A 13,570-nucleotide genomic window follows, 5' to 3' on the forward strand; every position below is an offset into this window, starting at 1 on the left:
AGATTGGATTTTTCGTGATTTTTATTAATTTTAGTGCTAATTTAACCGCACTTTTCTATTTTTTCACTGAGGACAAACTATGTCGGCAAATCGCAAAACAATCGTCGTAAAATTTGGTACTAGCACATTAACGCATGGTTCACCTAAATTAAATGCCCCTCACATGGTCGATATTGTTCGTCAGATTGCACAACTTCATCAAGCGGGTTTCCGTGTCGTGATTGTGACATCTGGTGCGATTGCCGCAGGACGACATTATTTAAATCATCCTCAACTTCCTCCAACCATTGCTTCCAAGCAGCTTTTAGCTGCAGTAGGGCAGAGCCAGCTTATTCAAGCCTGGGAAAAATTATTTGCGATTTATGATATTCACATTGGACAAATTTTATTAACTCGTGCCGATATTGAAGACCGTGAACGTTTTTTAAATGCGCGCGATACATTACATGCGCTGTTGGACAATCACATTATTCCAGTGATTAACGAGAATGATGCGGTAGCAACGGCTGAGATTAAAGTAGGGGATAACGATAACTTATCGGCGTTAGTTGCGATTTTAGTGCAAGCAGAACAACTTTACTTATTAACGGATCAACAAGGCTTATACGAAAGCGATCCTCGTAAAAATCCAGATGCGAAATTGATTCCAGTGGTTGAGCAAATTACTGATCATATTCGTTCGATTGCAGGCGGTAGTGGTACAAACCTTGGTACTGGCGGGATGAGTACAAAAATTATTGCAGCAGATGTGGCAACGCGTTCAGGTATTGAAACGATAATTGCACCAGGTAGCCGACCTGATGTGATTGTGGATTTAGCCTACGATAAACCAATTGGTACGAAATTTATTGCACATCATTCAGATCGTCTCGAAAGTCGTAAACAGTGGTTATTTGCAGCTCCATCAGCGGGTATGCTGACGATTGATGAGGGTGCTGAAAATGCCATGTTAGTACAGAATAAATCGTTGTTGCCTGCAGGGATTACGGCTGTGGAAGGGCGTTTCTCACGTGGTGAAGTCGTCAAAATTAAGAATACCTCAGGTAAAGTGATTGCACTCGGTATGCCGCGTTATAACAGCGATGCGTTGGAATTAATCAAAGGGAAAAAATCCCAAGAAATTGAACAAATTCTTGGCTATGAGTATGGTGCAGTTGCGTTACATCGTGATGACATGATTGTGCTATAGCTTAAAATAGAAATCGGATCTCTTATATTTTCTGAACCTTCCTTTTATTTTGTTGGTCTATAAAACCATAAAAAGGGCAATAACCCGATATTAAGTAGTAAAAGGAGACAACATGAGATTAATAGCGACCGTTTTAGCTGTTGGGCTATTAAGTGCTTGTACGCAGGGCTATTATGTAAAACATCGTAGCCCAATTTCAGTGAGCAAACACGTAAAACGTTTAAATACGACGGTTTGTCATGATAAAGATGACTGGTATTTAGATGGTTATCGTGTAGGAAAAGATTTCCAAGCGCAAAGCCAATCTCAATTGAATAAACGAATTAATTATTGTGGCCGACGTGTACCTGAAGAGCTGAGAACCGCATGGTTTAATGGTTTTGATGCAGGCTCAAATGGCGTTCAGATTGATATAGAGGGTTATGATGAGGATGCTCTCTTAACCTATGATTATGACGATGATGATCGTTATAGCGAAGACGAAGAAGAATAAAAAAAGTGCGGTTAAAATTAACCGCACTTTTTCTTTTTAAAGGATATCGAGTAATTCAACTTCAAATACTAAGGTTGAGAATGGTGGGATAGATGCACCTGCACCACGTTCACCGTAAGCAAGTTCGTGTGGAATAGTGAGTTTCCATTTAGAACCAACAGGCATCATTTGTAATGCTTCAACCCAACCACGAATTACGCCATTTACTGGGAATTCAGCTGGTGCACCACGAGCAACAGAGCTATCGAATACAGTACCATCTGGTAATGTACCAGTGTAGTGAACACGTACTTTATCAGTTGCAGATGGTTTGTTTCCGTTACCTTCGGTTAAAATTTCGTATTGTAAACCGCTGTCAGTCACGTTTACACCTGCTTTTTTCGCGTTTTCTTCTAAGAATTTTTTACCTTCTTCTTCAATCGCTTTGAATTGCGCTTGTTGTGCTTCAGCCGCTTGTTGTTGAAGTGCTTGAACAGAATGCATTAAATCATTAATTTCTAATGCAGGTTGATTACGGTTTAACGCATCGAAAATACCTTTTGCTACCGCTTCAACAGAAATATCCATTTGGCTATCAGCTAATTGCTGACCGATTTGTAAACCGATACCGTAGCTGCCTTTTTCAGAAATACTTTCTAATTTTACTTGTTCAAAAATTTGAGCTGTCATGTTTTTTCCTTTGTTGTAAAACTATTTTTTCAATGCCAAGATTTCACCCATGCGAACAGGTTCATCAACACTTAAATGATCGGCAATTTTCACTTGGCCGGCTTGGAATAGATTAATCACGGTAGAACCAAGTTGGAACCAACCCATTTCTTGACCTTTGCTTAATTTAACCGCACTTTCACCTTCATAAGTCCATACTTTCACTTCGTTATGACGTGGCGGATTAATAACGCCAGCCCAAACAGTGCCAATACTTGCGGTGATTGTCGCACCTACTAAGATTTGTACCATAGTACCGAATTCAGTATCAAAGACACAAATCACACGCTCATTACGTGCAAAGAGGTTCGGCACATGTTTCGCTAAAAACGGATTGACGGAGAATAAATCACCCGGCACGTAAATCATTTTGCGAAGTGTACCATCACATGGCATATGTACACGGTGATAATCACGTGGTGATAAATAAGTGGTGACGAATTCCCCATTTTTAAAGGTCTCGGTTAAATCTTTATCTTCCGCTAATAAATCATTTAAGCTGAAGAAGTGACCTTTTGCTTGTAATAGGCAGTCATCTTCAATGTGTCCACATTCACTTACACGGCCATCCGCAGGGCAACAAAGTGCGGTTGGATTTTGGTTAATTGGTCGTGCATTTTCCTTTAATGGACGGATAAAGAATTCATTAAAACTGGCGTAATCACTGAATTTTTCTTTTTCAGCAATGCTCATATCAATGTTGTATTTTTTTGCAAACGCTTTAATCACAAAATGTGTCACGGCGCCCCATTTTTGTTTAGCTAACCAACCTGCTGCTTGTGTCATATAGATTTGCGGCATCACATATTGAAATGCAACTTTTAGGCGTTGCCAATAAGAAATTGGGTTCATTGATTTCTCCGATAAGATTAAAAAGTTGGGCGATTATAACAACTTATTTCACTTGTGCAATGTTAGTCGATGTTTTTGCGTAAGATACAAGCAAGAAGCCGACATTTGTCGGCCTCTTTTACGTTTATAAAATCATTTTGACTAATTTGTCTGCTTGAATTCGTGCAAATTTTTTCAACAGTTTTTGCACCGGTTCAGGATATTGCGTTAATTCTTCTAATTCAGAATAATCTTGCAATACTTTGGTATGTTGGCGGATGTGCGACAATTCTTTTTCCGCTTGTGGCAGAAGTTCTTGTTTTGGATCGTGGATTAATAATCCATTTTCCGCATCTAAACGCCATGCGCGAGGATTTAGGTTGTTCCCTGTTAAAAGAATATACTGATTGTCCACCCAAACACCTTTGAGGTGATAGGTGTTATCTCCATCTTTCCATAAACGCACCGTTAAATGACCGTTTTTAATGTAAGCATCAAATTTCTCGCAGAAACGACGAAGATTACTTTCATATAAATAAGGCAATGCGCCTGCCATTTTAAATGGCTGCTCTGGTGGGATATAGAAATCGTTCGCAACTTTATCACCTACGATAATTTCGACACGTTTTCCTTGTTCTAATAAGCGGGCAAGTTTACTTCTTAGCGTGCGAGGGAAGTTGAAATAAGGCGTGCAAATCACCAATTTTTCCTGAACTTGTAAGAATAAATCTTCAATAACTTGGTTTAATTCATTGCCTGATGCACCTAAACCAAAAAGAGGTGAAATGGTTAAAACATCTGAAAAACCAACCGCACTTTCCAATTGATATTCCGCATGGGCAGATAAGTTTTTACGATAAGCTTTTATTGCACTACGAATTTCTTTGGTGCGAGGGCGATTAGCCACATCTAATGGATGTACCGCACTGAAATCCAATAAATAATCATTAATAAAATTAACCATAGAGTCTGCCAGTGCAGCATTATGGATTTTTTGATAGCGGTCGTAGCGGTATTTATCTTGTTGTTGTAAATACACGTTATTGATACTTGCGCCGCTATAAAGCACGGTATCATCAAACACAAAGCCTTTAATATGTAATACACCAAAGACTTCGCGAGTATTAATTGGCACACCGAAGAACATATTGGGTTCATCGGGAAGTTGATAGGTTTGGCGTTGTTCACAATACCAATCAGCGTTAGTGGCAGATTTTTCTGCACCGAGTAAATTGCGTTGTCCGCGATGCCAATCTACTAAAATTTTCACATCCAATTCTGGATGATCTTGTTTTACGCGATAAATCTCATTGAGAATTTCTTGTCCTGCTTCATCTTTTTGCCAATAAAGCGCGGTCACGTAAATACGTTTTTTAGCTTGGCGAATTAATTCTATAATTTGTGCTTTGAATTCAAGCGGACTAAACAGAAACTCAACCTGCTCTGCCTGTAAAGGAAGAAAAGGTAAATTTTTTAAATTTTGTTCTGCTCGTTTAGCTTTATTGATTAACATAATCTATCTCTACACTAAAAATTAATGCTCTAGTTTACAATATTTCCTTTGTGGATTGATAGAAAAAAGGTTTTTTTTCGTTATAATGCTCACAAATTTTCGCATTTTTTGGCGAATTATTATCCAATTTTTCCTTCGAGAAGCAAATTATGAGCAATTCACGCAAACCATCATTCCAAACAAACCCCACCAAATCTTTTCAAGAGCGTAGCCCAAAACGAACATTTAATGATAAAGAGCGTCGCTTTGATGATCGTCGTAATAATGAAAAACGTGAGGGAAATCGACCGCACTTTGATAAAAAACGGGATGATCGTAAACCTTCTCGTGGCTTCCAACAGCAAGAAGTGAGAGAACCGAAAATTGCTGAACTTTCATTAAATAAAGCGAATGGAGAAAGTGGCTCGGTAAAAGTAACGGTGAAAAGTACGGGCGTGAGTTATAAACCGAAAGAAAAGAAAACGGGCGCATTATCACCACGAGCACCTGAGAAAATTAAAAAGAACCGCGCTGAAGAAATGAAAGTGTATGGTGAAAATGCGTGTTTAGAATTGTTTGCTGAGCGTCCGGAGAGCATTGTTCGCGTATGGGCAACGGTGCAAATGGCACATCGAATTGGCGAGATTTTCAGTTATTTAGCCGCAAATAAAAAAGTGTATCACGTGGTAGATAACGATGAGTTGAGCTTAGTGAGTGGTACCGAGCATCATGGCGGCATTTGTATGTTAGTGAAAAAACAACGAACTTTTTCTTTGCAAGGTTATTTAGATGTGCCGCGTCAAGAAGACTGCTTAGTCGTGCTTGATCAAGTCAATAATGCGCAAAACCTAGGTGGCGTTGTGCGTACTTGCGCCTTCTACGGCATTAAAAATGTGGTGACAAATCAAGTTGAACAGCTTTATGCGCCCGCTGCTATGCGTGTGGCTGAAGGCGGAATGGAGCATATTCGTATTTTAGAAACAGAAAGTACTGAAATCGCTTTAGAGGCCTTACGCAAAGCTGGCTATCAGATTATTCATGTATCAACCAATAAACAAGGCGTTGCGTTGGAACAACTCAAATTTGCAGAGAAAGTCGCATTGGTATTGAGCGAAGGTAGTACGGATGATATTCGTGAGAAACAAGATGTAAATGTGCGTCTTTCTTTAAGCAATCCATTAAAAACCGGATTAAATATTGCAGTAAACACAGGGATTTTATTAGCACATTGGTATGTGAAATAACCTTAAGTGCGGTTATTTTGAGGTTTGTTTTGGGGGCTGACATCTATCAGCCCTTTTTCTTTTTCAAAATTGTGTGAGCTTCAAATTTTGATATTTCTTGTAAAAGCCTTTGGGGGGAATCAGACAAAAGATCTATACTACTTCTAGTTGTTATTTAATAGGGAGTTTTTATGCCTGAACGTTCAGCAAACATCAGTACACACGATCCTTTCGGGAGCTTATTAGGCTATGCGCCGGGTGGCATTGCAATTTATTCATCCGATTATCATACAGCAGATGAGAAAGAGTATCCCGATGATGCCGCCTTTCGCAGTTATTTAGGGCGAGAGTATATGGGATATAAATGGCAGTGTGTGGAGTTTGCACGTCGCTATCTCTATCTCAACCATGGCATGGTATTTACTGATGTAGGAATGGCTTACGAGATCTTTTCTTTACGATTTTTACGTCAAGTGGTGAATGATGCCTTATTACCTTTACAAGCCTTTGCAAATGGTTGTAAACGTAAGCCTGAAGCAGGTGCATTGTTAATTTGGCAGGAGGGCGGTGAATTTAAGCATACGGGGCATGTGGCGATCATTACCGAGGTATTAGAAGATAAAATTCGCATTGCCGAGCAAAACGTGATTCACTCTCGCTTACCAAGTGGGCAGCAATGGACTCGCGAATTACCGATGACGGTTTCCGAAAGTGGTTATTTTCTGCATGATACCTTTGATGATACAGAAATTTTAGGTTGGATGATCCAAACAGAAGATACCGAATACAGTCTGCCGCGGCCAACACCAGAAAAAGAGAAACTTGAGATTCATGCTGAACATATAGAAAACAATGGTCAGTTTGAGCATAAATGGCTGAATGAGCAAAACGAATTTGAAGCGGCATATGTGAAAGCAATGGGTGGGCATAAAGTCAGCCATTCGGATCAATATCGCTATTTTACGATATCTGAAACAGCACAACATGAGTTAATTCGTGCAACCAATGAATTGCATTTAATGTATTTGCATGCCACAGATAAAGTCTTAAAAGACGATAAGTTATTACAATATTTTAATATTCCTAAATTGCTTTGGCCTCGCTTACGGTTATCTTGGCAAAATCGCCGTTATCAAACTATTACGGGGCGTTTAGATTTCTGCATGGATAGTCGTGGATTGAAAGTATATGAATACAATGCAGATTCAGCTTCTTGTCACGCTGAAGCTGGTGAGTTTATGAATCGATGGGCAATTCAGGGTGGATTGAATATAGGCGATAATCCTGCCGATGGCTTACGTAATGCATTAGCGGATTGTTGGAAACATAGTGAAGCCACGCCACTTGTTCATATTATGCAAGATCACGATGATGAGGAAGATTATCACGCATTATTTATGCGCAATGCACTGGTTCAAGCAGGATTTAAAGCCAAAATTATTCATGGGACCGAGGGGTTACATTGGGATAGTCGAGGTCGTTTGATTGATGATGAAGATAACCAAGTAAAAACAGTATGGAAAACGTGGGCCTGGGAAACTATGTTGGAGCAACTTCGTGAAGATGCAACAGGCATGGAAGTGGCACCACCAATTCGTACAGGCTATCCGGAAGATAAAGTGCGGTTGATTGATGTGTTACTTCGTCCAGAAGTTCTAGTTTATGAGCCACTGTGGACGGCAATTCCAAGTAATAAAGCGATCTTACCAGTATTGTGGTCATTATTCCCAAACCATCGTTATCTACTAGAAGCAGGATTTGAATTGACACCTGAGCTGATTAAAAGTGGTTACGCACAAAAACCAATTGCTGGTCGCCGAGGTGATAATGTGAAATTAATTGGTGAGTGTAAATCAGTGCTTGATAGTAAAGATGGTCGTTTTAGTAAACAGGAGAGTATTTATCAACAGCTTTGGTGTTTACCAAAAGTGGAAGACCAATATGTTCAGGTCTGTACTTTTACTGTAGGTGGGCATTATGGTGGTAGCTGTTTACGCTCAGACCCGAGTTTGGTCATTATGGGAAATAGTGATATGCAACCGTTAAGGGTATTATCTGATAAAGATTTCCTTAAAAAATAAAAACAAAATCGGCACTCAATGAGTGCCGATTTATTATTTTGCTATAAGATTATTTTGCATCTTTGTTATCTGCAGGTTTTTCATTTGCTTTTAACATATCCGCTGGAATAAAGCTTTGTTGTACTTTTTCCATGTGTGGAAGGTTATGTGCAATACCTTTGTGACAATCGATACAGGTTTTGTTTTGTTCCTGTGCAAGTGCATGCATTTGTTGTGCCACAGTTTTTTGTTGAGTAAAGTCCATGTCATTGAAGTTATGGCAGTTACGGCACTCTTGTGAGTTATTCGCTTTCATACGCGCCCATTCGCGTTCAGCCATTTCTAAACGATGTTTTTCGAATTTTTCTTTAGTATCGACTTTACCTGTAAAGTGAGCATAAACTTCAGTCGATGCCTGCATTTTACGAACCATTTTTGGAATAAATTCATGTGGAACGTGACAGTCTGAACAAATTGCTTTCACACCTGAACGGTTACTAAAGTGGATTGACGCTTGGTACTCAGGTACAACGTCATTAGTATGACAGTCTGAACAGAATTGCTCTGTATTAGTTGTCGCCATTCCAGCATTAAACAGGTTAGTTCCAACGATAGTACCAATGATAGTTAATAAAATAACCCCACCAATTGCCATTTTGCTCGGAGAGCGTAACCAACGGCAAACTTTCTGAATGCTTGATTTAATCATGGTTTAGCTCCTTATTTACCTTGCATTTGACGAATAGTTTCAAATTTATTTTGGATAATTGGGTTCACGTTAGTTTGTTGAACGTGGCATTGTAAACAGAAATAACGACGTGGCGAAGTGCCTTCTGTTTTTTGTCCATCACGTGTTAAAAAATGGCTTTCAGGTACGCGAGGTGCACCCGTTGTTGGAGCAACATCCGGAGAGTGACAGCCTAAACATTGGTTAGCATTCTTAGTCACTTGTAAACCACGAATGCTGTGTGGAACAAGTGGTGGTTGGTGAGGGAAGGTTACAGGAATATTACCAACATCTTTATAAGGATTCGTAAATGCTGGTGCAATACTTTCTGCTGTTTTATCAATGCTGTTTGCAACTTGCGGCGCATCGGCAAATGCCAATCCACTACATAAAGCCAGCATGAAAATAAATGATTTTTTCATGAAATCCACTCCATTAAATAATTAAATATTTTTAATTTTTATTTGTTTCTCAAAGCGAGAGCCAAATGTAAATACATTTTCTGCGCAAACGTCAATACAGCGTCCACAAGTAATACAATCTTTTGCCAATATAATTTGGCTATCTTCAGGTCCACCGTGTAAAGGAAGTCTTAATACTTGCGGTTCTGGGCAAACATTATAACAGTCCATACAACGGTCACAGCGATCGCGATCGACTACATTAATTTTTATCAGGCTTTTAGCACCAATGACACCATATATCGCACCAATTGGACAAAGGTGACCACACCAGCCATGCTCAGCAACAAGTAAGTCAAATAAAAAGATGACTGTGACCAACCAAAGGGTTGCGCCTGTTCCAAAGACAAAGATGCGTCCAAGTGCTGCGACTGGGTTTATCCACTCCCATAAGAGTGTCCCCGTTATTGCACTACCAACTAAAATCACGGCTAAAATCACATAGCGAAGTTGGCGTGAAATTTTTAATGATTGTCGAATACCTAATTTTCTACGTAACCAAGCTGCAGCATCTGTTACCATATTCATTGGGCAAACCCAACTACAAAAGGCTTTGCTTGCAACGATAGCGTAGAATATGACAATCACTAAGGCACCAATAATCGTTGTGATTTCTGGTAGGTAACCTGTCACTAAACTTTCAGCGGTAATCAATGGATCTGTCAATGGCACAGTATCCAAAAGCATGCTTGAGCTGTAATTGCCTTTTAGAATCCAAACTTGCCAAATTGGGCCACTTAAGAACATTAAAATAATACTTAATTGACTGATTCGACGTAGAATTAAAAAGCGATAAGCATGCCACCAACCGAGTTTTTGGCGAGCTTCTAAGCCTGCATCTTTAGGCTTATTCGGGGTATATTTTTCAGCCATTATTTAACCCCCTTAATGTTTAAGTCCAGATTTGGGAATTGCTCTGCTTCCGGAACTGTTGTTGGATTTGGTACATAATCCATTGTTGCACGGTTTGGTGTTGCCACTTTTTGGTTCGGTTGAACTTGCATTGGCTGATAAACCGGCTCATGTGAGCCTTCCGGCATACGAGCATCCATTGCTGGACGTAAGCCATCCGGATGTTGCTCCTCAATTAAGGATTTTCCGGCATTTTGTTTTTCTTTCCAGCCTAAGCGATAGTGGCGACCGAGTAGTCCTTTGGCGATATCCATCGGTAAGACTTTAATTGCCGCTTCTTCTAATACACAAGCTTGTTCGCATTTACCGCATCCGGTGCAAGCATCAGAGTGAACAGTTGGAATAAGCTTTGCATGAATCCCTGTACGATCATTGTGGATACGTTCAAGTGTAATTGCTTTATCCACTAATGGACAAACGCGGTAACACACATCACAACGCAACCCTTGCCAGTTAAGACAAGTTTCATGGTCTAGCAATACGGCTAACCCCATTCTCGCATCATTGATGTCTTTAAGTTCCTCACTTAATGCGCCACTTGGGCAAGCATTCATACAAGGAATATCCGGACACATTTCGCAAGGTTTATCCCGAGCGATAAAATAAGGTGTGCCAGCTTCCATTGGTGAAATCAGCGAAGCTAAATGCAACATATCATATGGACACGCTTGGACGCATTGTCCGCAACGGGTACAAGCTGCCAAGAAATCCTTTTCCGGTAAAGCACCAGGTGGACGTAAGGCGATTCCTTCTTTAGCTTTAGCTTGTTGTTGCTGTAAGCCAAGAATAATACCAACCCCACACACTCCGGCAGCCGTTCTTGTCACATTTTTTAAAAACTGACGACGGTTAGGATCAAGTCTCATCTGCGTTTCCTTTTATAAGCGGCCTGATTTTGTAAAAATGTTGCAAAATTTGACCGCTCTTATTTTAAATTCCCCTCTCTTGAAAGAGAGGAGCGACTAGAAACGAAAGGAAAATCCTACGCTTTTTCCACTTTAACCGCACATTTTTTGAAGTCGGTTTCGCCTGAAATTGGATCGGTTGCATCCAATGTTAATTTGTTCGCAAGCTGACCCGCATCAAAGAAGGTGGTATAAATTAAGCCCTGAGGACATTTGTTACGACCACGGGTATCTAAGTAAGTGATCATTTCACCACGACGAGTGATTAACTTCACTTTATCCCCATGACGTAAGCCATATTTTTTCGCATCCGCAGGGTGCATCCAAACTAAGTTGTTTGGGAATGCACGGTGTAATTCAGGTACACGACGAGTCATGGTACCGGTATGCCAGTGTTCAAGTACACGACCAGTACATAACCATAATGGATATTCTTCATCTGGTGATTCTGCAGGTGCTTCATAAGGCACACCTAGAATAATCGCTTTTTTATCTGGATAGCCATAGAATGCGATATCTTCACCTGGTTTGACATACGGGTCAAAGCCTTCACGGTAACGCCATAAGGTTTCTTTACCGTCAACAACCGGCCAACGTAAACCACGTACTTGGTGATAAGTATCAAATGGTGCTAAGTCATGACCATGTCCACGACCGAAGTCAGCGTATTCTTCGAATAAACCTTTTTGTAGGTAGTAACCAAAGTGATCTGCTTCATCATTGATGTATCCCGGAACATCGGTTGGTACTTTAAATTTGTTTACTTCACCATTTTCGAAAAGTACTTGGTATAAGGTTTTACCACGGTATTCTGGCATTTGAGCTAATAATTCTTCACCCCATACTTCATCCGTTTTGAAGTATTTAGCAAATTCAACAATTTGCCATAAGTCAGAACGAGACTCACCTGGGCCTTTCACTTGTTGACGCCATAATTGAGTACGACGTTCAGCGTTACCGTAGCCCCCTTCTTTTTCTACCCACATACAAGTTGGAAGAATTAAGTCTGCTGCAACCGCAGAAACGGATGGGTAAGGGTCTGAAACAACGATAAAGTTCTCAGGGTTACGCCAACCAGGGAAAATTTCGTCATTGATATTTGGACCACCTTGCATATTGTTGGTGGACATTTGCCATAAGAAATTTAGTTTACCGTCTTTTAAGGCACGGCTTTGTTGTACCGCTGGATAGCCAGGTACAGTTGGGATGGTGCCTTTTGGTAATTTCCATTTTTTCTCTGTAATTTCAACGTGTTTTGGATTGGTTACTACCATGTCCGCTGGTAAACGGTGAACGAAAGTACCTACTTCACGTGCTGTACCACAAGCTGAAGGTTGACCAGTTAATGAGAACGGACCACAACCTGGTTTAGAAATTTTACCGGTTAATAAGTGTACGTTATAGATCATGTGGTTAACCCATACACCACGAGTGTGTTGGTTAAAGCCCATTGTCCAGTAAGATACTAAGTTTTGTTCTGGATCTGCGTACATCTTCGCAAGAGTTTCAAGCTGATCTTTTGGTACACCAGAAATACGGTGTGCTTCATCTAATGTATAAGGTGCAACGATTTTCTTGAATTCTTCAAAGTCAGAGTCATACATTTTACCTGCAGTTTTACGGTTTTTCGCTGCAACTTCAAGTGGGTGTTCTGGACGTAGACCATAACCGATATCAGTTTCACCACGTTTGAATTTAGTATGTTTATTAACGAAATCCCAGTTTACTTTATCGTTTTGGATAATGTAGTTTGCGATGTAGTTAAGGATTGCAAGGTCTGAATGTGGATTAAACACGATAGGCACATCAGCTAATTCAAACGAACGGTGTTCGAATGTTGACATAACCACCACTTTCACATTATCAGAAGAAAGACGACGGTCAGAAATACGAGACCATAAAATTGGGTGCATTTCCGCCATGTTTGAACCCCAAAGCACAAATGCATCAGTTTTTTCGATATCGTTATAGCAACCCATTGGTTCATCCATACCGAATGTACGCATAAACGCAACTGCTGCAGACGCCATACAGTGACGAGCATTCGGGTCGATAGTATTAGAACGGAAACCAGCTTTCCAAAGTTTTACTTTTGCGTAACCTTCGTAGATGGTTGTTTGACCGGAAGAGAACATTCCAACAGCATTTGGTTCTTTTTTCTTCAAGATGTCTTTGATTTTTTCCGCCATGATAGTGAAAGCTTGATCCCAAGAAACGGGTGTAAAGTCACCTTCTTTATGGAATTTACCATCTTTCATACGTAATAACGGAGTTTGTACACGGTCTGCACCGTACATGATTTTAGAAAGGAAGTAACCTTTGATACAGTTTAAACCACGGTTTACCTCTGCATCTGGGTCACCTTGAGTTGCGACAACTCGACCATCTTTGGTTCCTACCAATACGCTACATCCTGTACCACAGAAACGACATGGCGCTTTATCCCATTTGATGCCCATATCTTCTGCCGCATCAACCTGTTTAACAGGGATGGTCATACCGGCAGCCGCTGCTGCTGCAAGCGCAGCATTGGCTTTCATAAAATCTCTACGATTAAGTTCCATAGTTT

12 protein-coding genes are annotated in these 13,570 nt (G+C 40.3%); 4 read left to right on the forward strand and 8 right to left on the reverse strand.

Translation table 11 applies throughout. From position 1 onward, the window contains the following. The first annotated feature begins 79 nt into the window (after positions 1 to 79). The gene (proB, locus tag DPV85_RS00795; protein ID WP_049368896.1) at positions 80 to 1,189 is read left to right on the forward strand and encodes a glutamate 5-kinase; all 1,110 of its coding nucleotides are present in this window, start codon (positions 80 to 82) and stop codon (positions 1,187 to 1,189) included. 112 nt (positions 1,190 to 1,301) lie between these two features. After that, the gene (locus tag DPV85_RS00800; RefSeq protein ID WP_005696814.1) at positions 1,302 to 1,682 is read left to right on the forward strand and encodes a hypothetical protein; all 381 of its coding nucleotides are present in this window, start codon (positions 1,302 to 1,304) and stop codon (positions 1,680 to 1,682) included. Between the two features lie 36 nt (positions 1,683 to 1,718). Here DPV85_RS00800 and bamJ read toward each other — a convergent pair whose 3' ends face one another. The 3 genes from bamJ to pssA all read right to left on the reverse strand — a co-directional run bounded on the left by bamJ (position 1,719) and on the right by pssA (position 4,734). Next, positions 1,719 to 2,351 carry a BamJ family beta-barrel-assembly machinery protein gene (gene bamJ, locus DPV85_RS00805; RefSeq protein WP_054419202.1) on the reverse strand — a complete coding sequence of 211 codons (633 nt, stop codon included), beginning with the start codon at positions 2,349 to 2,351 and terminating at the stop codon, positions 1,719 to 1,721. Positions 2,352 to 2,372: 21 nt separating this feature from the next. After that, on the reverse strand, positions 2,373 to 3,242 hold the full coding sequence (asd, locus tag DPV85_RS00810) for an archaetidylserine decarboxylase (protein WP_070775637.1): 870 nt from the start codon (positions 3,240 to 3,242) through the stop codon (positions 2,373 to 2,375). 124 nt (positions 3,243 to 3,366) lie between these two features. After that, positions 3,367 to 4,734: a CDP-diacylglycerol--serine O-phosphatidyltransferase gene (gene pssA, locus DPV85_RS00815; RefSeq protein ID WP_070775638.1), complete on the reverse strand. Its 1,368-nt coding sequence runs from the start codon at positions 4,732 to 4,734 to the stop codon at positions 3,367 to 3,369. Positions 4,735 to 4,883: 149 nt separating this feature from the next. On the opposite strand from pssA, the gene DPV85_RS00820 reads away from it, so the two are divergent. Together DPV85_RS00820 and gss are read left to right on the forward strand one after the other, a co-directional pair. Continuing rightward, positions 4,884 to 5,957, forward strand: a complete 1,074-nt coding sequence (locus DPV85_RS00820; RefSeq protein ID WP_070775639.1) for a tRNA/rRNA methyltransferase — start codon at positions 4,884 to 4,886, stop codon at positions 5,955 to 5,957. Between the two features lie 170 nt (positions 5,958 to 6,127). Next, positions 6,128 to 8,017 (forward strand): bifunctional glutathionylspermidine amidase/synthase, encoded by a 1,890-nt coding sequence (gene gss, locus DPV85_RS00825; protein ID WP_111326448.1) that lies wholly within the window; start codon positions 6,128 to 6,130, stop codon positions 8,015 to 8,017. Positions 8,018 to 8,066: 49 nt separating this feature from the next. Here the strand turns inward: gss and DPV85_RS00830 are convergent, their stop codons facing one another. The 5 genes from DPV85_RS00830 to napA form a co-directional block, all read right to left on the reverse strand. After that, on the reverse strand, positions 8,067 to 8,705 hold the full coding sequence (locus tag DPV85_RS00830) for a NapC/NirT family cytochrome c (RefSeq protein WP_005696808.1): 639 nt from the start codon (positions 8,703 to 8,705) through the stop codon (positions 8,067 to 8,069). An 11-nt stretch (positions 8,706 to 8,716) separates the two neighbouring features. Continuing rightward, on the reverse strand, positions 8,717 to 9,145 hold the full coding sequence (locus DPV85_RS00835) for a nitrate reductase cytochrome c-type subunit (protein WP_049356295.1): 429 nt from the start codon (positions 9,143 to 9,145) through the stop codon (positions 8,717 to 8,719). Positions 9,146 to 9,166: 21 nt separating this feature from the next. After that, on the reverse strand, positions 9,167 to 10,057 hold the full coding sequence (gene napH, locus DPV85_RS00840) for a quinol dehydrogenase ferredoxin subunit NapH (protein WP_049374997.1): 891 nt from the start codon (positions 10,055 to 10,057) through the stop codon (positions 9,167 to 9,169). Next, entirely contained in the window at positions 10,057 to 10,962 is a 906-nt protein-coding gene (gene napG, locus DPV85_RS00845; protein ID WP_049365641.1) for a ferredoxin-type protein NapG, read from the reverse strand. Before napG ends, napH begins: the two co-directional genes overlap by 1 nt. A 116-nt stretch (positions 10,963 to 11,078) precedes the next feature. After that, entirely contained in the window at positions 11,079 to 13,565 is a 2,487-nt protein-coding gene (napA, locus tag DPV85_RS00850; protein WP_111326450.1) for a nitrate reductase catalytic subunit NapA, read from the reverse strand. Positions 13,566 to 13,570: the final 5 nt, after the last annotated feature.

The organism is Haemophilus parainfluenzae, from assembly GCF_003252725.1.
Taxonomy (GTDB): domain Bacteria; phylum Pseudomonadota; class Gammaproteobacteria; order Enterobacterales; family Pasteurellaceae; genus Haemophilus_D; species Haemophilus_D parainfluenzae_L.

Excerpts from the sequence above, each read along its gene's own strand:
- proB (WP_049368896.1), top strand. The coding sequence starts at position 80 with ATGTCGGCAAATCGCAAAACAATCGTCGTAAAATTTGGTACTAGCACA.
- napH (WP_049374997.1), bottom strand. The coding sequence starts at position 10,057 with ATGGCTGAAAAATATACCCCGAATAAGCCTAAAGATGCAGGCTTAGAA.
- bamJ (WP_054419202.1), bottom strand. The coding sequence starts at position 2,351 with ATGACAGCTCAAATTTTTGAACAAGTAAAATTAGAAAGTATTTCTGAA.
- DPV85_RS00820 (WP_070775639.1), top strand. The coding sequence starts at position 4,884 with ATGAGCAATTCACGCAAACCATCATTCCAAACAAACCCCACCAAATCT.
- DPV85_RS00835 (WP_049356295.1), bottom strand. The coding sequence starts at position 9,145 with ATGAAAAAATCATTTATTTTCATGCTGGCTTTATGTAGTGGATTGGCA.
- napA (WP_111326450.1), bottom strand. The coding sequence starts at position 13,565 with ATGGAACTTAATCGTAGAGATTTTATGAAAGCCAATGCTGCGCTTGCA.
- pssA (WP_070775638.1), bottom strand. The coding sequence starts at position 4,734 with ATGTTAATCAATAAAGCTAAACGAGCAGAACAAAATTTAAAAAATTTA.
- DPV85_RS00800 (WP_005696814.1), top strand. The coding sequence starts at position 1,302 with ATGAGATTAATAGCGACCGTTTTAGCTGTTGGGCTATTAAGTGCTTGT.
- asd (WP_070775637.1), bottom strand. The coding sequence starts at position 3,242 with ATGAACCCAATTTCTTATTGGCAACGCCTAAAAGTTGCATTTCAATAT.
- DPV85_RS00830 (WP_005696808.1), bottom strand. The coding sequence starts at position 8,705 with ATGATTAAATCAAGCATTCAGAAAGTTTGCCGTTGGTTACGCTCTCCG.
- napG (WP_049365641.1), bottom strand. The coding sequence starts at position 10,962 with ATGAGACTTGATCCTAACCGTCGTCAGTTTTTAAAAAATGTGACAAGA.
- gss (WP_111326448.1), top strand. The coding sequence starts at position 6,128 with ATGCCTGAACGTTCAGCAAACATCAGTACACACGATCCTTTCGGGAGC.